This window comes from Marinobacter sp. AC-23 (genome assembly GCF_001858325.1).
In the GTDB taxonomy this organism is placed as follows: domain Bacteria; phylum Pseudomonadota; class Gammaproteobacteria; order Pseudomonadales; family Oleiphilaceae; genus Marinobacter.
The window spans coordinates 21,749-42,603 of sequence record NZ_MBPP01000005.1; the positions used below are offsets into that span (position 1 = coordinate 21,749).

At 48.7% G+C, this 20,855-nt stretch carries 16 protein-coding genes and 1 pseudogene; 8 read left to right on the forward strand and 9 right to left on the reverse strand.

Annotated elements, in window-relative coordinates; genetic code table 11:
* From BCA33_RS21255 to BCA33_RS03290, 3 genes are read left to right on the forward strand one after another with little or no spacing between them, the layout of a single operon-like run.
* Complete coding sequence (locus BCA33_RS21255; protein WP_254774154.1) at window positions 1–567, forward strand: glycosyltransferase family 4 protein; 567 nt, start codon at window positions 1–3, stop codon at window positions 565–567.
* Window positions 568–590: 23 nt separating this feature from the next.
* Window positions 591–1,142, forward strand: coding sequence for a glycosyltransferase (locus BCA33_RS21260; RefSeq protein WP_254774156.1), 552 nt, complete (start codon window positions 591–593; stop codon window positions 1,140–1,142).
* 5 nt (window positions 1,143–1,147) lie between these two features.
* Window positions 1,148–2,587 carry an oligosaccharide flippase family protein gene (locus BCA33_RS03290; RefSeq protein ID WP_083394619.1) on the forward strand — a complete coding sequence of 480 codons (1,440 nt, stop codon included), beginning with the start codon at window positions 1,148–1,150 and terminating at the stop codon, window positions 2,585–2,587.
* Window positions 2,588–2,619: 32 nt separating this feature from the next.
* Here the strand turns inward: BCA33_RS03290 and BCA33_RS03295 are convergent, their stop codons facing one another.
* Entirely contained in the window at window positions 2,620–3,498 is an 879-nt protein-coding gene (locus BCA33_RS03295; RefSeq protein WP_071263442.1) for a hypothetical protein, read from the reverse strand.
* A gap of 908 nt (window positions 3,499–4,406) precedes the next feature.
* Here BCA33_RS03295 and BCA33_RS03305 point away from each other — a divergent pair.
* The 3 genes from BCA33_RS03305 to BCA33_RS03315 all read left to right on the forward strand — a co-directional run bounded on the left by BCA33_RS03305 (window position 4,407) and on the right by BCA33_RS03315 (window position 6,709).
* Window positions 4,407–5,315 (forward strand): sulfotransferase family 2 domain-containing protein, encoded by a 909-nt coding sequence (locus tag BCA33_RS03305; RefSeq protein WP_071263445.1) that lies wholly within the window; start codon window positions 4,407–4,409, stop codon window positions 5,313–5,315.
* A gap of 201 nt (window positions 5,316–5,516) precedes the next feature.
* Window positions 5,517–6,020: a hypothetical protein gene (locus BCA33_RS03310; RefSeq protein WP_139172878.1), complete on the forward strand. Its 504-nt coding sequence runs from the start codon at window positions 5,517–5,519 to the stop codon at window positions 6,018–6,020.
* Window positions 5,972–6,709: a hypothetical protein gene (locus BCA33_RS03315; protein ID WP_139172880.1), complete on the forward strand. Its 738-nt coding sequence runs from the start codon at window positions 5,972–5,974 to the stop codon at window positions 6,707–6,709. Before BCA33_RS03310 ends, BCA33_RS03315 begins: the two co-directional genes overlap by 49 nt.
* A gap of 39 nt (window positions 6,710–6,748) precedes the next feature.
* On the opposite strand, the gene BCA33_RS03320 is transcribed toward BCA33_RS03315, so the two are convergent.
* The 7 genes from BCA33_RS03320 to BCA33_RS03350 all read right to left on the reverse strand — a co-directional run bounded on the left by BCA33_RS03320 (window position 6,749) and on the right by BCA33_RS03350 (window position 16,045).
* A complete protein-coding gene (locus BCA33_RS03320) occupies window positions 6,749–7,681 on the reverse strand; it encodes a glycosyltransferase family 2 protein (RefSeq protein WP_071263451.1) in 933 nt (310 codons plus the stop codon).
* A 42-nt stretch (window positions 7,682–7,723) separates the two neighbouring features.
* Window positions 7,724–9,085, reverse strand: coding sequence for a phenylacetate--CoA ligase family protein (locus tag BCA33_RS03325; RefSeq protein WP_071263453.1), 1,362 nt, complete (start codon window positions 9,083–9,085; stop codon window positions 7,724–7,726).
* Window positions 9,066–9,698, reverse strand: a complete 633-nt coding sequence (locus BCA33_RS03330) for an acyltransferase (protein WP_071263455.1) — start codon at window positions 9,696–9,698, stop codon at window positions 9,066–9,068. The genes BCA33_RS03325 and BCA33_RS03330 overlap by 20 nt, the downstream gene beginning before the upstream one ends.
* Window position 9,699: 1 nt before the next feature.
* Entirely contained in the window at window positions 9,700–12,288 is a 2,589-nt protein-coding gene (locus BCA33_RS03335; protein ID WP_071263456.1) for a hypothetical protein, read from the reverse strand.
* A gap of 163 nt (window positions 12,289–12,451) precedes the next feature.
* Window positions 12,452–13,810, reverse strand: a complete 1,359-nt coding sequence (locus tag BCA33_RS03340) for a phenylacetate--CoA ligase family protein (RefSeq protein WP_071263458.1) — start codon at window positions 13,808–13,810, stop codon at window positions 12,452–12,454.
* On the reverse strand, window positions 13,797–15,530 hold the full coding sequence (locus BCA33_RS03345; protein ID WP_071263459.1) for a hypothetical protein: 1,734 nt from the start codon (window positions 15,528–15,530) through the stop codon (window positions 13,797–13,799). The genes BCA33_RS03340 and BCA33_RS03345 overlap by 14 nt, the downstream gene beginning before the upstream one ends.
* 122 nt (window positions 15,531–15,652) lie before the next feature.
* On the reverse strand, window positions 15,653–16,045 hold the full coding sequence (locus BCA33_RS03350) for a hypothetical protein (RefSeq protein WP_071263461.1): 393 nt from the start codon (window positions 16,043–16,045) through the stop codon (window positions 15,653–15,655).
* Window positions 16,046–16,179: 134 nt separating this feature from the next.
* On the opposite strand from BCA33_RS03350, the gene BCA33_RS03355 reads away from it, so the two are divergent.
* Window positions 16,180–17,481: an IS1380 family transposase gene (locus BCA33_RS03355; RefSeq protein WP_071263462.1), complete on the forward strand. Its 1,302-nt coding sequence runs from the start codon at window positions 16,180–16,182 to the stop codon at window positions 17,479–17,481.
* A 501-nt stretch (window positions 17,482–17,982) separates the two neighbouring features.
* A complete protein-coding gene (locus tag BCA33_RS03360) occupies window positions 17,983–19,098 on the forward strand; it encodes a hypothetical protein (RefSeq protein WP_139172882.1) in 1,116 nt (371 codons plus the stop codon).
* Here the strand turns inward: BCA33_RS03360 and BCA33_RS03365 are convergent.
* Window positions 19,079–20,844, reverse strand: a pseudogene (locus BCA33_RS03365) (SLC13 family permease). The gene BCA33_RS03360 and the pseudogene BCA33_RS03365 overlap by 20 nt on opposite strands.
* Window positions 20,845–20,855: the final 11 nt, after the last annotated feature.

The following is a 20,855-nucleotide window of genomic DNA, read 5'->3' on the forward strand; positions in this document are numbered from 1 at the left end:
ATGAGCAACCAGCCCATTGATAACCAACAGGCCCAGCGCATACTCCATATCACCTTCAACATGGGTTTCGGCGGCACTGAGCAGGTAATACGCCAGCTGGTGATGCACCTGCCGAAAGGCCAGTTCAATAACGAAGTACTCTGTATCGATGGCGAAGTAGGCGAGATCGGCCAGCGGCTTGAGGCAGAACAGGGTATTACCATCCACACGCTCACGCGCCAGCCGGGGCTGGACTGGCGCCTGGCGCTGAACATCCGCCGCCATATCAAACAAGGTGGTTTCACCATCGTCCACTGCCACCAGTACACCCCTTGGTTCTATGGCTGGCTGGGCAGCTTCGGCACTGGCACAAGGCTAGTTTTTACCGAACACGGGCGATTTCATCCAGACAGGCATCGCTATAAAGCTTGGCTGATCAATAAACTAATGGGTAAAACGACCCATGCGCTGGTGGCAATCTCTAAAGCAACCCGAGAGGCCCTAGTGGAATTTGAGTTCTTACCATCGAGTCAAATTGAAGTGATCTACAATGGTATCGAGCCATTTACCATGATTTTGGGAGGGTAGGTAAGGTTCGCAGTGGCCTGGGAATTACGGGGGAGGAACTCGTTTTTGGAACCGTTTCCCGGCTTGATCCAGTTAAAAATCAGCGGATGATGCTCAAAGCATTTTCGCTTTTTTGCGCACAGCACGGGAATTGTAGGTTGTTGATGGTGGGTGATGGGCCAGATCGCACCATGCTGGAGGATTACGCCCGGAATCTAGGCATTGAGGATAAGACTGTTTTCACCGGGTTTCAGTCAAACCCTGTCGACTATCTGGACGCTATGGATATTTTCTTGTTGTCATCGCATACAGAGGGGACTTCCATGACTTTGTTGGAGGCCATGAGCCTCGGCAAGCCCTGTATTGTGACTCAGGTCGGTGGCAACCCCGAGCTTGTTCAGGGTGAAATAAACGGTCTTTTGGTTCCGACCAATGATCCAGCGGCCATGTCGGCAGCGATGGTGAGGCTGGCTGATGATACAGCGTTCAAGAATCAGCTAGGCGAGCATGCAAACACCATGTTTCACCGCAAGTTTTCCGCAACAAAAATGGCCGGGCGCTATGCCGGCTGTTATCGGCATGTTACGAGTCGTTGAACACTATGGTCTCAATACGCGGTGCAGTTATTTATTCTTTCTCGGCGCGATTTGCAATGCGTTTTCTGGGGCTGGGCACCACCATGGTAGTTGCCAGGCTGCTAACGCCAGAAGAAATTGGTACTTATGCCATCGCCAGTGCCATTGTTATGGTGATGGCGGAATTCCGGATGTTGGGTGCATCTGCTTACCTCATTCGCGAATCTGAAATCGGCCCTGAAAAGGTCCGCGCGACTCTGGGGCTGACCATCCTGATCTCTTGGACCTTAGGCTTGGGTATTCTGATTGGCGGATTCCCGGTCGCCAATTTTTACCAACTGCCGCCTATCGCGGGGATTTTCGCAATCCTCTCCATCAGTTTCTTTATTGCCCCCTACATCAGCATACCGATGACGCTACTCGCCCGGGAAATGTTATTCAAAGCGCAATTCCGGGTTATGTTCACTTCGAGTGTGATGAGCGCGATCACAACAGTCTCATTGATACTTGCCGGCTGCGGATTCTGGTCTCTCGCGATAGGACAACTGGCAACACCTCTGACACAATTTCTGATCTTTTGCTGGAGAAGTCCGGCTTCGATGCAGTTGAAACCCTCATTTCACGGAATGAAGCCGATAATAGGTTTCGGTATCTTGAATTCTATCTCTCTGCTTATCAGAAAAGCGACAGTCACAGTACCCGATCTGATTATCGGCAAGTTAGGCACGACAGGAGATGTTGCCATGTTTTCCCGGGGCTTGGGGTTTCTGGAATTTGTATCTCAGACTTTGGTTATGGGAGCTCAACCTGTGGCTTTTCCGTACCTGACCAAAACGCGTCGGGAAGGTGGAAACATGGCGACGGCCTATATTCAATCCAGTGTCTTGCTCGGTGCTGTAGTTATACCGGTCCTTGGGGTCGCCAGTCTGGCCAGCCAGCCAGCCATCCGGCTATTCTTTGGCGATCAATGGGATGCTGCCGCTCCAATCGCCTCAGTGTTGGCGATCTGGGCGATATTTCGTTATAGCCACTGGTTTGCCAGAGACGCACTTATGGCGGTGGGCCGCGAAGGCCTTATGGTGATTCGTGAGGCTGTGCCCTTTGCCATATTGGTACCCATGATCATATGGTCCTATCCGCAAGGACTGCAGGCTATTGCAAAGGCTTTTGTTGTTGCGGGGAGCGTCGATTTCATTCTCACCAGCATCCTGCTCCGGTATGCGATTAGGCTGCAGATCCATCGGTTTTTGCTAGCGCACTGGAGCAACTTGGTAACGCTTGTTACCTGCACCGGCGCTACTTGGCTTATTGACAAACAAATGCACCTAGACACGATGCCCGCTTGGCAGGCGATTGGTCTATTGGCGCTTATCATCCCCTTGGTATGGATCGGTACGCTTGCCATTTGTAGGCATACATTATATCGGGAAATAGCCAAGATAATCGTAAGTCGAGTGAAAAGTTGAACCGGTTTTAGTCGATGGTTCATAAAAGTTATTCACCCTAAGATAACCTTTTTTTTGGCCTGCAACAGGCTGAAGAAAGCTCGTAGCAGGGGGTTTGACGGCCACTCCATACAGATCATCAGTTCGTATTGATGGGTCAGAGCACTCAGGAACGTGAGCGGGCGTGCGGCTCGATTGAGTATGGTGATCTGGTCGGGGATGTCTTCCATGATGGTTTCAAGCGGGCCAATCACGAGCACCCGACCAGTAAACTCGCCTCTCATCAACTGCGAGAGGATTTCGTTCGTTGATATCAGTTCCTGCATCTTACCAGTCATGGGGAGGGCAGGTTTTGCATTCGTGCCGAGTAGCGTCTCACAGAGACGAGGCTTTACGTCAGTCAGGCCGAGTTGCTCATCATAAAAAAATGTGTGGTTGCTGATGAGAGTTTTCAAAAACCACCAGAAATCCGGATTGTCATGAGGCTGCCATAAGGCATCCAGTGCCCGGTGAATCAGCGCATCAAGGCTAGTCTTGTTATCCAGGTCCAGCGTGAATCCTTTTCGGTCATAAATTGATTGGCCCAGCGCTACTACAGGCTTGTTCTGAAGCAGGGCTTCCAGCCCCACTGTGGAGTTAATAACCACAACCAGGTCTGTCACCGGTAAGAGGGATTGTAGTGACAGATCCCAACAGCATCGCACATCAGACGCGCTGCATAGTGCTTCGATCCTGTTCCGTCGGGATCGATCTTCCGGGTGGGGCTTCACAACCAACTGAGCGCCCGTGCCGCCCAGTACGGAGGTGACCGAGCGGATAAGTTCTTCCATCGACTTGAAGTAGGGCGAATTGTTCTGGATGTTGCTATCACTTTCAATTTGTAGGGGTAGCAGAATAACTGGCTTTTCAGGCGAAAGTCCGAGTTGCGCCAAGACTGCCTCCCTATTTTTTTTCTGGCCGGTATTCACGATGGAGCGTCCGAACTGCCAAGCAGACTAAAATAGGATTGGAGCGCTTCAATCTCCTCAAAGCTAGGTTTTGAGGTCGCGTTTCTTTTCCAGTCAGCGCCGGCGATGGAGCTGTCGTTATTCACGCCATCGGGGTCAATGACGAGGGAGGATGGCAGCAAGCCTCTTTCCAGATAAAAGGTCCGTATGCCGAGCAAATCGGCCGATTCTGCCAAGCGCCGGTTACAAGCAAAGCCCCATTCCAGGTGAGCACAGAATCTGCATTGACGTCCTGTAGGAAACCGCTATATGCCGAAACTAACTGCTGACGTTTCCAGCCGTAGTAGTCTGTCGTCGATTCTCTTTTTGGATGTTGCAGTAGTACGGGATCTCTTGGGGTGGAAAGCCAGTCGAGATGTAAATCTAATGGGTGATCCATACCAGTCGCCTCAGCCGAGGGGGGTTCGGAATCTCCACTGGCGTAAGATAAAAGGATCTCATTGACTGTGTATGCGTTATCACTACTCTGCAATAGGTTCAACTTCCCCGTTGCGTCGGACGTGACGACATGGCACAGGAACCCGCAAGAGTCAGTCAGATGCTCGATGAGTGGTTTGATCAGAGCTACGTTTTTTTTAGAATGCCAAGTATACAAGACTACAGTATGCTTCGCGTTTGTTTTGGTCATCATCGGATCCAAAAATTGTAGAAATAGTTGTTGCCGCGCATAGAAAACTTTTAATCGAGAAAAGTGTTGAAGCGGTTGTTTAGACATGATTCGTTATGATAGCTCATGGGGCCTTGCTTTTGAAACAAATACAAGAAGCTACGCAGAAAAAATAACGCAGTGTATTCAGTAAATGAACTATGTAACGAAACAGGGAGATTGTGAGGTGGAAAACCACAGCTTTATAAAATTTGTACCGGGAGTTTATGTTATTTATCTCTCGGTTCCCAAGGTGGCAAGCAGTTCGATCAGCTACGCAATGCTCAACACCCAGCCAACATCCCAGTCTGGCATGAGTGAGCATAGTCCTGAAGGCAAAGCACTAACCAATTGGCGGCCCGCAGAATCTCCTCACCCCGCGTTACCGATTTTTACGTTTACGCGGCATCCGATTGAAAAATTCGTTTCCTATTATAGAGATAAGTTTGTCCGAGCCCGAGGGCAGGGTTTTGAACTGGATCACCTGAAAAGGCTGAAATTTGACCCGGATATGTCTCTGGAGGAAGCCGTTCGTCATATGATGACAATTCCCGTTGAGAAAATGGAGCATCATGCGCAACCCCAACATCGCATACTGATCAAGAACGGGCGTTTGATCCCGGATTTCGTGGGTAAGGTTGAGGATATATCCAATGATTGGCCACTCATCAGCGAGGTCTCTCTCTATGATTTTTCGGTTGAGCAGAAAAAAAATTCCACCGAAGGACAGGGTGTGCCACCGGATTTAGTTGAATCAGTGGTTTCTGCTTTGGCAGAGTATTACTCCCTCGACTTCGAGCTTTTTGGTTACGAGAAGCCAGTTAGCGAAGACCGAACTATAAAGGTTGTTCGACCCAGATACCGGTTGTCAAATGAGCAAATAAAAGAGCTAAAAGATGAGATTGTAAAGCGTAGAACAGTATTCATAAGATTGGCGGATAGGTTGAAGGAAGATCCGGATTTCAGGGAGGGTTATCTCAGTTCGATGAAAGCCGAGTTCAATCGATTTCAGGTTCATGCGAACAGTAAAAGTTCAAAATTAGATCCTTATGTCGTTGATTTAATGAGGCGAGTGAAACGAATGCTTATGGGTTAGAACCATTGATCTCTCGTCTAAGAAAAGTATCACACTAAACTAACAATGCTGGGGCTACGGGAGACTGCAAGGGTTAACAGAAATCTCCTGCTTTTTAACATTGTTTTACGTTAAAATTAGAGGGGTTTCACAGGATATTTTGAGGTGTCTGAGTTATTGTGGCTCCAGGTCACCTACATTGACAGATCTGAGGAAGGAAGTATGAGCGACCAAATTAAACTTGGATCACTGAGACTATTAAAAGCCGCATCTTTGTGCGTCTTAATGATTTCTCCCTTGGCGCAAGGCGAAGTGCTGTTCGAGGAAAGTTTCGACGATGATGCTGACTGGCACAGCGGTATGGAAATTAACGACAGGGGTGGCTGGCCTGAGGGAGCTGGGCCGGATCGGGTACAGTGCCTTAAAGATGGTCATATTTTGCCGGAAGGCTGGGATTGTGCGCGGCAGAATCCTGCGTGGGCCCCATCAGTTGGGCATCCAGATCGTCATGAGAATATGGAGATTCTTGTTCGCAATGCGGATAAGGCTCGCGGGGGTTCTGGTAAGTCATTGGTGATCTGGCGCGACTCCACCACTGGGCCAGAATATGCGTGGAATTCGGATGGACTCCTTTCTAAGGCTTTGGGTAAAGGATCTAAATCGTTATATGTCAAGTTTTGGATCAGGCTCAGCCTAAATGGACACCGCTTGGCGAAACAGGGATAACAAAACTTTTCCGTATATCTAGCTATGATGGCGCCGGGGAGCTTTATAAGGCTTTTAGTACTGGAAATAGTTCAGCCATTTTTTTGTGGGATTATGAGTCGAATAAATATGGTGCGAGAAACACTCTTTCATTTCGAGGTGATCCACAAGAGACTAATTATGCAATAAAAAACCCAGCTCCTATTGATACTGCCCGTGGGTTTATCAATGGTGATATGTCTCTCAATTTTACCGGGAATGTAATTGATCTCGACGGCGATAGCCAGCCTGATCAGGAGATCACTCATTTAAACAATCTTAAAACCGGTCTGCCCATCGATCCCTACACAGAGGGCGCTGCAGGTCATGATGAAGTGTGGGGCGACAAATGGCACAAAGTAGAGTTTTTCGTGCAGATGAATTCTGCGCCTGGGGCAATGGACGGGGTAGTAAAGCAGTGGTTCGATGGCCAGTTATTATTCTCAAATGAATCTTTTCCATGGATGGGGCATGAAAGTGAAGGAGGGATTTTGTGGAACTTTGTTCACTTTGGTGGAAATAGCCATTTTCATGCCTACCCAGATTCGGAAAGGCGAGAGGAGTGGTACTCGATTGATGATATCGTAATCCGCACCGACATGCCGGAGAACCGGAACAATGATTCGAGTAATTTCCAACCAAAGCCGCCATCTAGTATTGCTATAGAGTAAGTTAGGGCTGCCCATCTCCCCAGATTACAACCTGATGGGCTAGCTGCGCCGGAAGATTGATTTCAATATCCCATGATTTCGACCAATCAAATATAAGTTATCCAAAATTAATATTTTAATTGCTTCTTCGATACGCGGCTTATAGCCGGATCTTATAATCCTTTTAGTTGAGAGGATGGCGGGCGAAAACTGTGTAATTAACAGCGTCGGTAAATAGGCGAGCGTTATCAGTGATAGAAACAAAGGTACTAAGAGTGTGATAGGATATATTAGGACCAGCCAGAAAACTGGGTCTGAGAGATTATCCGTTTTGTTGGTAAGATAGCTTTCAGCATGCCAAGATTGGCGTTTTAAAAAGTTTTTTATCGTAGTAGGATTTCCTAGGTGCGTCACTTTCAAAAGTGGCGTTATCTTTACTAAGACCCCATGATCTCTCAAATCCTTCGTTAGGGCTGAATCCTCTCCGGAGGACATTTCTTCGCGAAAGCCTCCCACGAGCTCAAAGTTTCCTCGGCTGATTATAATGCATCCTCCCAGTAGACTATTTTCAAGTACGCGATCTTTTCCAGTTTCAAGAAACCAATATTTTTCGACCCAGTTTGGATTGTCACGGCAAACATAAATGCCTCCAAGCACTGTATTAGGGGCTGTCGAATACATCTGGACGGATCTTTCGAGCCAGTTTTCGTCAGCAATACAATCGGAGTCGAGGAAAATTAAAACCTCTCCAGTTGAGTTTTTAGCGCCATAATTTCTCACAGCGCCAACGTTACCATTAGGTAGAATTTTAACCTTGTCTGCATAGTTTTCAGCAAGCTCAGGAGTTTTATCTGATGATCCATTATCGATGACAATTATTTCAAATTTATTCTTTGGGTATGTTTGTTTTTTGAGTGCAATCAGGCATTGCTCTATGTATTTTTCTTCGTTAAATGCAGGTATTACTACAGAACAAAAAGGCTGCTCAATCATTTTCCCTCCTAAAGTTATAGCGCGAAAACCAACTGGGCCAGACTAGTAGTAATTCTGAACCACCATTTTGTACTTCCCATTATGTTCGGGCGGTATTTCATCTACATAGTCCACTGATATACATAAAGAGTCACCAAGCATCTTTTTTAATTCCCAAACCATGAAATCTTCTGATTTGGGACTAAAGTTTTCTCTTTTGATTAACTTTACAATCACCCTTCCGGGCTCATTCTGGATTATCTGTGCGTTTTTTACACCTTCAAGATATTCAAACGCAATAGCAATTGCTGCCGTGGAAGCTTGCCTGCCCTCATTAATAACGACAGCGCCAACCTTGCCGTGAAGCTCCTTGAGTATCTTAGAAGCTCTACCGCACGAGCAGCTGGATTGGATGATTTCTCCCAGGTCCCCGATGCGATACCGGATCAATGGCATGGCATCGTTTAGTAAGGTGGTTGCTATGAGTTCGCCGTAGCCTTCTGCGCAGATGTCGCCATTATTTTTCAGTACTTCAAGAAGGCCGTATTCTGGTTCAATATGCATGTTTCCATGCTCGCATTCGGAAGCGAAAACCACGGACTCAGCTGACCCGTATTGGTCGAACACGTTGCAATTGAAAGCGGTTTCCATGATTTTTCGTTGCTGTGGTGTGAAGTTTTCGGAGCTGGTGCTGAGGCCTGTTGGTGTGAAGGATAGTTTGATCGAATTTTGGACGATATAGTCTGCCAATCGATAGATGCTTAAAGGGTATCCTTCAATGATCTTTGGCTTAAAGTTGTTTAGCTTATCGACGTAAGCGGCAATATTACCTTCCGCCAAATGATAGGAGGAAAACAATTGCTGCCTGTCTCTCAGGTTATAGCGCCAGAACGGCGGACTGTCATTATCAGGCTCTTGAATCTTTCGCCCTACCAGCGTGGCTTTTCGGTCCCCGACTTTGAAGTTCATGCGATCATAGAAAAGCTGCCAGAATGAATAGCTTTTCTGGCGGGCTGCTGGGGAAATATAGACTTTTAACGGATTCGCACTACTGCCACCGGTATAAAGACAGAGTAATTTGTCCTTGTCATACCTGTTAGACAGGAAGCTTTCAGGGTTAATTGCAATGGACTCGCGTTCCAATAGCGGAAAATCCGAAAGCTGAGGAGATTTGCCCAGTCCCAGCGTTTGGTAGGCCGGCACAGTTTGTGCTGCATCGCTAAGGATTTTTTCTAGAAGCTCTGCCTGTAATTCCTCTATTTGTCGCTCATCGAACATGACGTTGTTGAGTAGATGCTCAAGGTATTCTTTGTGAGGCCCGCCATAGCGTCTTTTATGTTCAAGTACGCCATAGGTGCTTACCAGAACATTTTGAAGCCACACGGGGGAAGACAGATAGAGCTTCTCAGATAGATGGCTTTTCATGATCTTGGCCCCCGGCAGTATTGTAGTCTGGCTGAAACCGATTACGCTTTGCCGCGGCGGGGTTACCGGCGAGTATGTCACCCTCCTTATCCGCGGATTTAGTTAATACGCTCCCTGCGGCCACGATGCAACCATCGGCCACTGGCGCCATAATAACCGCACTATTACCAATCCAGCAGTCAGCACCTATCCGGACTTTTTCAAAGGCGCCGCCCTGGTCCTGGATGGGCTTTTGATTGTCCTGGAATCCATGCTGACGACTTCCACTCAGTATATGAACGCCGCTGCCGATCAGAGTGTTTTCTCCGATGGAGCACATTCCGACATTACACTGGGGGCCGATATACACCCCCTTCGCGATACTGGTGTCACGGTGGGAAAGAATGGTCAAAAAACCCACTGCGATTTCGTCAGAGGTGGCCGGGCAGGCCAGATGGTAGAACGCCGCCCGAAGGTAGACTCCGCATTTACCGGGTATCAGGCTTAGACCCTGTGAGAACGACGTGAACACCCCGTCGGCATTGCCCAGCTGACTGAACAGCAAGCACAGCAAATACAGGGGGGTTGCGAGCGCCAGAAATACCGATTTTACGAGGCGTTTGAATACTCGCATGTTAAGTACGATCCAGTCGTGAGTGAATCCAAGCCCGTTCCCTGGCAGGCCGAAATGCAAGTATTCCTCGGACTAGGCGGCCAACTATCCTGGCTGTAAGCTCACCCCAGGTAAGGCTGGGGGGCTGGCTGTAATTCACTGGCGCCGGATCCTCGGTAAGTTGAGCCAAACCTTTACATAAATTGACCTGCTGTGGCCCATAGTTCTGCATCAAAATGATCAGGATGCGGGCGTAGTGTTTTTCCTTACCCTTTGCCAGAGTTTCGCAGAGTTCTTCCAGCCACTGGCTCCCTTTATTCTTGTAGCCTTCCGCGCGCGCCGGATCCAGTTCTGCGGCCTGAAACATCAGCATGGCTTTGCGTACATCCTGGGCTACCCAGGTGTCGTTGGGGAACTCGAGTTGCGCCGGATCGGACAGGAAAGGGCGCTCATTCTCCAGCATCCAATTGGCGTAATGCAAAAATGCAGCCCGGGCGTAGCTGTAGTGGATATCGGTGTTTCCTGCCTCTCTCTTGAGGAAAAGGTAGCGGGCAATACTGGCCATCAGTATCAGGTACGACCAGCCGGTTTCTACCTCTAGCAAATTTCGCTTTTTGATATTATCTGCTGGATGGATGGTTTTGCGAATGACTCCTTCCGCATGTTCCAGCCAGTCGGCACTGGGTTCCAGCAGCGATGCGTCCAGCAGTGCATTGAGGTAATTGCCGGTACCCCTGGTAAACGGATATTGGTGCGGGGTAGGGCGCTCGCCTTTCAGCAACGCCTTCAGCTTTGGCAAATCGTGTTTCTTCAGAGCCAGCAGTTGCTCCAGCAGACCGCCTTGGCCCTCTTGGGAGGCCCGTATCCAATTGGCTAGTTGCAGAACTGCATTCCGCGACGCCGGCGCGCCTGTTATGTAGTGGTGGTAAAGCAAACCAGTTGTATAGCAGTGTTCGGACGCAGGCCCGCCTCCTGTCTGACCCGGCGTTGAGCTGGTCTCGTTGTAGCGGGTGAAGGTCCGGTGTGCTGCCGTATGGGCACCCAGATAGTGATCGGTGTGCCAGAACAGTCCGTTGTTGTATTCGACTCGATCTTCATCGGTATGATAGACGTCGATGTCTACAACGTGCCGAGCCAAATTGTCCATTAACTGAAACCAGCGCTTATCCCCGGTCAGGGCGTACTGTCTTGCGAAGCCATATATTGGATCGTATTGGTTGTTGTAATGGGATATCAGTGGTGGTTCTCCCTCGCTCTGATAGAGGGTTTCATGATCCGCGAAAATATCGCCGAAGTTACGCCAGCCAAATTCGTCAATCACTTCTCTTTTGGCAAAGAAGTTAGATTTCCCATCCAGGCCTTCAGCTATGAGTTTGTCGAGAGCGTCGGGTTGAGTATTTGCCTTGAACCACGGGAAGGCATCAGCTCGCTCATAGCACTCTGGAGCAAGCACGGGCACCAGAGGTGTGTACGCTGTTGCAGAGAGACTGTTATTTGAGTTATAAGCCATTGAACAGCCGAGAGTTTTTCGTTCACCGCCCTGCAGCTCATAAACATTCTTTGCATCTTTCGGGAATAGATCGATTGTTAGTTTGTTTCCCTCTTTGCGAATGCTGGTTGGAAAGTTCTGCCAGAAGCCGGGTACTGCCACATCTAGCTGTCCGCCATCGTGCTCAATACCAACCAGAGGATTCGCACGCTTACCTTCGTGCTGTATCTCATCCGGGTTAGCGAGCCTGTAACCGCAGAACCGGGTGCTAATTTCGCCGCTAGAGTTTATGTGATTCCGGCTTTGCCAATTTTGGCCGCCGCTTGAGTCCTGGTAAAGGTTGAAATCGGAAAGACGGAACACACTTGGGTTTTCATCAATAGCCTGCGGCATGACGTGGGTATTGCCCGTGGTTGGCAGCGTTGTTTCTACTCCAAGCTCCCGAAAGTACACTGAGCCCGGGTCTCCTAAATCCCACAAACCGCCAAGATGACGGGCACGTTTGGGGTTGTGAGTTGCCAGCTCCAATTGTACTAGTCCGGTTTCCAGGAAAATACGCAGTTCACATTGAAACCGCGCCAGCGGCTCGTTGTTTTGCTTTAGCCATTCGCCCTTTAAAGTCGCGGCGACAAAAACGGGGCCTTTAAGAGTAACTTCCCAGTCGGCATCCGCTTTAACTGTGCAGAGCGCACTTGCTTCATCACTTAGGCTCACAGCAGAGGGAATGCCCACATCGCTATGGTTATAGACCTGCCAGGCCAGGCTGCCGGGCTTCAAAGCAACGCTGCCCGTTGAGGTATGGATCACAAGGCTTTCAGTCGTTTGGTTAATAACAGGCTCAGGAATGCGGGGTGAGGTTGCTTGTTGTTGGGCTAGCACCAAGCCTTTCGTGCTGTTTGCTTCCAGACTGATCAGAAAACTTGCGTGAACCCAGCGGATGCTGCCGTCTGGCCAGTGTGCGAGCGGTTCGCGTTGCATGCTGAGAGATTTCTCTCCATCCATAAGCGCGAGACTATCAATAGTCTGAACAGAACCTTTGGGCAGCGGAATACCGAGGCCTACCGGCTCATTGATTCGGGCAATGCCGCTTTTTTCTTCTAATCGAATGACGATGTTTTCCATAAATCTGTTTACTGCCTAACTCCCTGTGAGATGCGTAGGATAGTCTGCCAGCCCAGTAACATAAAGCTGTAGTGGTTCAATGATTCCGGACCACCAAGCTGGCAGCGGGGCGGGATTACGATCGAAAACCAGGATGAAGCGCGCTCGGTTTCAGCTTGTTCGCTCATTTTTCTCTGATCACCGAACGAAATTTGCCATTACGACCACGCGGAATTTCCGATACGTGCTCAACAACTACTCGAAAGTCGTCACCGAGTCTTTGTTTACAATTGAAAATAAGGTTGCTCTCATTAAAGTTAGCAGAGCCATCTCTCACCAATTTTATAGCAGCGCAACCCGGCTGGTATTGAACAACCTGCGCTTCCCGGATGCCATCGATACCTTTAAAAATGTGGTCAATGCGTCCGATCAGGCGTCCGTCGCTTGTTTCGATGTAGTCGTCGATCCTTCCATTGATAGATTTTAGCCCCGGGGTGCCGATTGTTGCTCCAGATGGATTAGCTAACGTTGCCGTATCGCCAAGATTGTACCGAAGTAAGGGCATTTGCTTGTTGGTCAGCGAGGTGGCCAGCAATCTGCCTGTATCATTTGAGCCTGAATCTAGTTCAACCTCTGTAATGCCCATTATAGAATTTGGCTGATAAATCCCCGTCTTGTCCTGCCCGGCAAACATTACATATTCGGCTGTTCCATAGTAGTCGTAAACCGGGCATCCAAACACAGATTCAATTTTTTCCCTTTGCCACAGAAGGAGCGTCTCGGAGTTCGTAATGACCACTTTCGGTTTGAAACCCGGTCTGGAATCGGACTTTAGGTAGTGAACTGCAAGATCATAAATCGCGGATGGGTAGCCAATCAGTTCTTCAGGCTGAAATCTGTTCAGCTCTCTCTTATAATGGGGAAACGTTTGTTCATTAATGTGGTAGCTGGAAAACAGTCGCTGGTTTTCAGACCGGTTAAAGCGCGAAAAAGGAGGTTTCATGTCATCAGCTGGTTTGAGCATTCTCCCTGCAAAGGTAGCTCGTCGTGAGCCAAAGGGAGCGCCATGACTTTCTTCATGGTCTACCAGCAGCGCCATAGCCAATTTATAGGTACGTTCATCGACATGAAGCGCTAGCGGGGTACCGGTGCTACCGCTCGTATGCTGAATCATAAAAGGCTTTAGTGCATTTTTTGGCCGAAAGTTACGATTTTGCTGCAGTACGGTCCACTTATTCAGAATAGGCAGTTTTTCTAAGTCTTGAAGCTTTGTGATATCGTTTGGACGTAACCCGTGCTCAGAAAATAGCTTTTGATAGTAGGGTATTTGGTTTGCGCAGTAGTCGACCATCTGGTGCAGACTTTCTTCCTGGAGAGCTTTTATCTCTATTGCGCTAAAGCTCTTGGTTTTTTCAAGTTCTTTGCGAATCTCATAATATAGACCTTTGTATCGCTTCTGATAAAGTAGGTACCCATACGCTGATATCAGAAAATTCTGAAGCAGTGGAGGTGACCGGAAGTATAGTTTTTCAGCGATTTTCATCGAGAACTGTGCCTCCGTTTTCCTTAGCTTTATTGTAAGTTGATAGATAATAATCTATGGTCTTTATCTTACAAATCATATCCATAGTAGAGCCGGCGTCTACGCCGATTTTTTGGTTCGAAATAATAGTTTTTAACATCTGCTCCTTAGACCAGATGTCGGATCTGAGCGAGTGGATAGTGGTTTTAAAAAAGTCGCCTGAATAAAGATGTTCGTAGTTAAACCATCCTAAATTAGGGCGATTTTTCTTTAATTTGAAGAAGGTATTTTCAAAGACTATTCGTAATATTCTTGACAGTTCTTGAATGAAAATTGGTCGTTTGGCTTTAGCTAAAGTCGCTGCCATAGGGAATTCTAATAAATCAGAATTGAGTTCGAATATTACTCGTTTGGTTAATCGATTTTGAACCCTTTGTTCGAAGGAGATGTTATAGACCAGTTTAAGCAGCTCTGGATGACTAAGAGGGGAATAATACCCTTGAAAAGGTTTCGCCATGCCTGGCTGCTTCATCATGTACTGACGACTGACATGGTCATAGTTAAATTTCTCAATGGCAAAAGAAAAGTCGTCGGTCGCTTTTAGGTATTTATCTAACGTGTCATGAATATTTTTAGTGGTTCTGGCAGCAGTACCGCTAAATATTTGATTGCCTTTGTCGCTGATAAACCAGAAAGTTTTAGGCACCGTCGCATGTTTCTTAAAGTCTTTTATGATCTTCTCTTTTGAAACTAATTTTGGACTTATCAGGTGTAAAGAATTAAAGCTTTTCTGGAGCCGGGTTCCTACGCTTGGAAAACCATTGTGCCCTCCTAGCCTGGCGCCTATAACACCACTGGTGATGGGTAGGCATAACTTTTCTGATAGGAACTTGCTGGATAAATGCCAAATCGGCCATAGGCAGTGGCCATGAACCTGCAGCATTTCATCGAGCAAGTCTGTATCTATGACCATTCCTTTCACATCTTTAAAGTAATGATCCGTCCGCAGGGTACCTGAGAGTTTTTTTGCAATAGTGCATTCGCGGCTGGACATGTCCCCATGGGTATAGGCTGCCGTTATGGGGGATTTTCGGGGAGCGAGCAATGTTCTGGAATCCCAACCCGCAGACATCATTAAAATCATTGGGCTATAGGTTTGCATAATGTCACTAAATAGTTTTGCAAACGCTTTGCCATTATTTTGTAGTGTGCTCGCATTTTTTTTCTGTGGCGTGACATCAGAAACCTGCTTTTTTATCTCCCGAGACTCGGTATTTACTTCTAACCTTTGATTAGGCAGGGTCTGTTGAATATTCTCGAAAAAGGAGCTTTCTCCTACTGTATAACCAAATGTAAGATAGCAGTGAATCGCGTTCCAATCGGGGCGGTCACTGCCTCCGATCAGGTTTTCCAGTCGATTCGATAACAAGATTCTGGAATTATTAGCCCGGTAGTAAACGAGTTCCGCACCAGCCAGATCTGACCTTACAGTCAGCTTTTTATTCGCGACAGAGTAGGTTATCGAAGTGCCGTTGACTGGCGTGTTGAAATCTACAGTTTTACTATCCTTTCTTTCGCCGAAGAAAAGCTCGAAGTCTCCAGATTCATGGTCTTGGTGGCGGATATAGAACGGATTAATCTCCTTTGTCTGAAGTGAAGCCTGGGGATCAGGATACTGTATTTCAGCACGGTTATTAGCTTCTGTTCTAATGGTTATCAGAAATGAGTTCGGCTTCAACATCGCTATTGCTCCTTGGTCCTTGAGCTAATCCTGACCGCTGGATTCCCGCCCTAAACAGCCCCCGCTTCGTCGATGGCCTGACTCAAGGCTTCAAGGCTGATCCCGCAGCTACTATCGATTTGTTACTGACATTCGCTATTTAAAGTCGCGGCGACACAAACGGGGCCTTTACGAGCAATCACCCTACTGGTTTCCGCTTTAGCAGTGGAGGGTGCGGCAGCCTCATTGCTCAGGCTCACCGCTGATGGAATACCTTCATCGTTCTGATTATAGACCTGCCATGTAAAGTTGCCGGGCTGAAAATTAACGCTACCCATTAAGGCGTCTATCACGAGGCCGCCTGTCCAGTATGCGAGAGGCTCAAGTTGCACGATGACAAGTTTCTGTCCATCCTTAGGTGCAAGCTGAATGGTGGCCTGTACGTCACTTTTGGGCAGAGAAAAGCGCATACGCACTGTTTCACTAATGCGAGCAACGCCGTTTTTTTCTTTTATTCGGATGGCTATTATTTCCATGGATCCGCCTACTGCTTAACTCTCTGTGTGACACCTAGCCCGGATTTCTCATGAGGGGATAACAGAAATCGGCTGAAAGTGTTAAAATTTCAGGGCCTTACACCAAAAACCAACACTAACCGCCGCTATCCAAAATGATACCTGAAAAACTGACCTTTACGCCACTTTCCCGCCGCCAGATTGAAGCCGATTTCTCCGGTGGCCATATCACCTCCGATGCCGGATTGCTTCTGCTGCGCGAAGTCGACAAGCAGCACCGCCTGACTCAGCGCCTGGCCTCAATTCTTAATGATCCCCGGAGCCCGCAGTTGGTTCGCCACAAGCTGGAGACCATGACCCGACAACGGGTGTTCGGTGTGGCAGCCGGGTACGAAGACCTGAACGATCATGACGCTTTGCGTTTTGATCAGGCGCTTCAGACCGCCATGGGCGAAGATGACACTCTGGCGGGCAAGTCCACCCTGTGCCGGATGGAGCAGCGAGTAAACCGGGCGTCGGTGGTAAAAGCTCATGAATTGCTGTGGCATCATTTCATTGAACAGCATGACGAACCACCCAAGGAGATCGTGCTGGATTTTGATGGCACCGACGTTCCGGTCCATGGCGACCAGCCCGGCAAGTTCTTTAATGCCTACTACGATCATCATTGTTACTTCCCGCTGTATGTGTTCTGCGGTCGTCATCTGCTGGTGAGTTACCTGCGCACCAGCAACCGAAGCGACAGCCGCCACAGCTGGGCCATCCTGGCCCTGCTGGTGCGCTTCATCCGTCAATATTGGCCAGATACCCGCATCGTGTTCCGGGGTGACAGCGGCTTCTATCGTCCCCGGTTGTTGAGCTGGTGCGATCGAAACAACGTCGATTACCTGGTGGGCATCAGCAAGAACAGCCGCCTGCTCAAAGACGTGGACGTGCCCTCGATGCTGGTTCGCAAGGCCCATTGGGAGCTGGGCGAAAAAGTGTCCGCCACCTACCGATTCAAATACCAGGCCCACTCCTGGAAATACCCTCGCTGGGTGGTGGCTCGTCTGGAGGAAGGCGAACTCGGAGCCAATCCCAGGTTCATCATCAGTTCCCGTCACGACGACGGCTTCAAGCTCTACTATGAGCAATACTGCGCCCGGGGCGACATGGAGAACCGGATCAAGGATCAGCAGTTATGCCTGTTTGCAGATCGCACCTCCAGCACCCAGTGGTGGACCAATCAGTGGCGGCTGATTCTGTCCGGCTTTGCCTACACCTTGTTCGAGCGGTTACGAGCACACCTGAAAAACACCCGCTTCGAGAGAATGAGCGCCAGTAATCTGCGGCTAAAACTGATCAAGGTCGGTGCTGTGATCGTTCGCAATACCCGGCGGATACGGGTGCTGATGAGTGATGGCTACCCTTACAAAGACGAACTCTCTGCCCTGGTTCGGCGGTTGGTTCCGGTCTAGATGCCCGGGCTCCCCCGGCCCGACTCAATGGGGGAAAGGGGGTGGTGTGTCTGAATGCTGGAAACTGGTTAAATAATCGCCAAAACGGGCGGTGATCATTCAGCTCTGGCGTTACCCGGGCTGGTTTGCGAAGCTTGTCGGGACACTATGAGAAATCCGGGCTAGGATAGTCGGCTAGTCCGGTAACATAAAGCTACATTTTCAGGATGCGATAACTTGGGGGCCTCTCATTTTCGACGAGCTTCGTTTGCTAGATAGCGACGCTGCCTCCATCTTTCTGTTCTCTTTGGCAGGAACAAGACGATAATTCCAGTGCTCGGTGCAGCGGTTGTAACGTCCAAGGTGACAAGTTGTAAAAAATTCACAAGGCAATGACTGCTTGAAAGGTCAAACCTGTGCGGTTGACGATGGTCGTATTACCGCTGATTCTGGGGACTTATTCACAGGTTCCATAGGAAACGCCGCTTGTTGTTACTCTATAAATCTTCGAGGGTGAGAATTATGAAAAGATGTAGTCCAAAAAAATCTTTAGGGCAGGTGGTATTTATTAGATCTGTAATAATAATTATGTTAGGTGTTGGGTCTGAAACACTAGCCGATAATGAGTTAATTTTCGACGCAGACTTCGACAATCAAGCTGATTGGCGGAATACTGAGTCTCATCAAAAATTGCCTTATCCTAGTTATTCAACTAAAGCCGAAGCTAATTTACCGGGTAATTTTGATTCCTATTACACAAGCGAAAAGTGGTACCCAAATGGATCGTATACGGTTGGGTCAATTACCGGTCCGCATCCAGTTGGTCAAATTTCGGGGGTTCAGTCCCGCAGGCCGGGGGGGAAATCTCTTTTAGTGTACGACGAGTCCTACGGTGGCAACAGTCGATGGGGGTCAGAAGTCCAGTTAGGTAAGGATTTTCAAGAAAACTACCAAGTGCTTTGGGTGGAGTTTTACATAAAATTTCAACGTGATTATGTCTTACATGACCAACTTCGAAAAGGATCCAGCCAGAGCATTATGAAAGTGTTTAGGGCCCGTCATGTTCCAGAGACTTATAAAGGCAAAAACCGATACGATTTTTTCGGTACCGGCGGTAGAGCTAAGTCACCAGTATACATGTTAGATTTCAAGTCGTGGACAGTTCGAAGTAACAATTTTTCGGTAGCTCGCCTAACGCCCTTTATCCGCGGATACACTCCGCAAGAATTAATTGGCAGTGATGAAAATTATTTTTTAAAAAATTATGAAAAAGAAACTTCAATTAAGCAGGGTGGGAGTGACAGCCTCTCCTTTGCAGAGGTCTTCCAAACCGGTGAATGGGTAAAAATTAACATCTTAATTAAAATGGACTCTGCACCGGGGGCAGGAGATGGTGTTGAAGAAGTTTGGATCAATGACATTCTCGAAAAGGCCCGTTATGACATTCCGTTTCGTAGAGCTGGAGAGGGCGAGGGCGTTGGTTTTAACTGGTTCAGCATCGGTGGAAACTCGCATAATATTCCCTACCCTGAAGAGGATCACTATGAACAATGGTTCGCAATAACGGATCTGAAAATATACGGCGGCAAGCCGGATACCAACGTAGTAACGCACGCCACTAAAAACTCCAAACCATAGGAATAAGCGTCACGCTCACAGCACCGGCAATCAAGCTCAACGGCAAACCAATTTTCACATAATCTGAGAACTTATACCGCCCCGGCCCAAACACCATGAGATTGGTCTGGTAACCAAGCGGCGTTATAAAAGATGCGGATGCAGCGAACATGACCGTAACCGCAAAAGGCAACACACTTACGTCAAGCTTCTGTGCCAGAGCCAGCGCGATGGGGAACATCAGCACAGCGGCCGCATTATTGGTGATCAACTCGGTAAACATCACTGTCAATAAATACACCAGAACCAGCACCTGCCACGGTGATAAATCCCCGATTCCTAATAATCCACCAACAATCCAATCCGCTGCCCCGGTAACCGTCATGGCATTGCCTAATGCAAAGGATGCTGCAATAACGACCAATACAGGTAAGTCCACACTTCGCCGGGCACGACTCGCCGTCAGGCAACCGGAAACAATCATGCCGCCCGCTGCGAGAAAAGCAGCCTCCATAATGGGCAACAAGCCACTGGCGCTGGCCAATACCATCAAGGCCAGAATACCCAAAGCAGTCGGAGCTTTGCGAAAGTCCGGCGGCGTTGAATCATTCAGCGCGCTAACTAACAAGAAGTCGCGCCGAAAGCGATACTGCTCTACAAACTGCTGGCTGGTTTCAAGCAGTAAGGTATCGCCCATGCGAAAGGTAATATCACCCAACTTGCCGGGAACCCGCTGCCCCTCGCGAGCAAGAGAGAAAATCACGGCATTAAAGCGTGTACGAAACTGACTGTCGCGAATGGTTTTTCCAAGAGCGGGGAACTCCGGCCCCAGAACAACCTCCACGAGACAGCGCTGGTGATTCGCAACATCCAGCTTATGAACATTGCCATTGGCAGGCCTCAGCCCCTGAATACGCCGCAACTCGCTGGCGCATTCTGGTGCACCAATAAAATACAGCCTGTCACCAGCCTGCAGCACCCGGTCGGGCTCAACTGCGGTGATCAGCCGGCCATCACGATTGATTTCGGCCAGATAACCATAGTTCAAGGCGCGCAACCCGGCTTCCGCGATCGATTTACCGACCAACGGCCCAGGGCTTACAACCTCAACCTCAACACCGTATTTCCGAACCTGATCCAACTCCTCCCTTACACCACCGCGGTCTGGCAGCAGCTTTGAGCCAAACATGACAAGAAAAGCCCCACCGATCAGTAACAGAGGCACGCCGACCCAGGCCAAATCAAACAGCCCCAGGTGGATACCGAGCTCCGTTTGCAACATGCCATCGACAACCAGATTGGTACTGGTACCAATCAATGTACAAGTCCCGCCTAGAATGGCCGCGTAACTGAGAGGTAAAAGCAGTTTCGATGCAGGAATTCCAAGCCTCAGGGCCCAGTCCTGAATAGCGGGGATGAACATGGCGACAACGGCAGTATTGTTCATAAAAGCACTAAGAATACCCGTTGGTGCAATCATCCGTAACTGCGCGCCTTTCGCTGTTTGCGGGTGTCCCAGCAAACGCCGTGCAATCCATTGCACCGCTCCGGTTTCCTTCAAGCCAGCTGCAACCACATACAAAGTGGCGATCGTTATAACCCCTGGGTTGCCAAAACCAACCAGGCTTCTGCCGGACTAAGAACTCCCAAAATCAACAATAGAGCCAGCGCTGCCATCAGAACCAGGTCTGCCGAAAAACGAGTCAGCATCAGGGTGGACAACACGCTGAACAGCGTTGCCAGAGTGAGAATGCCTTGCCATTCCATATAGTTCGGAG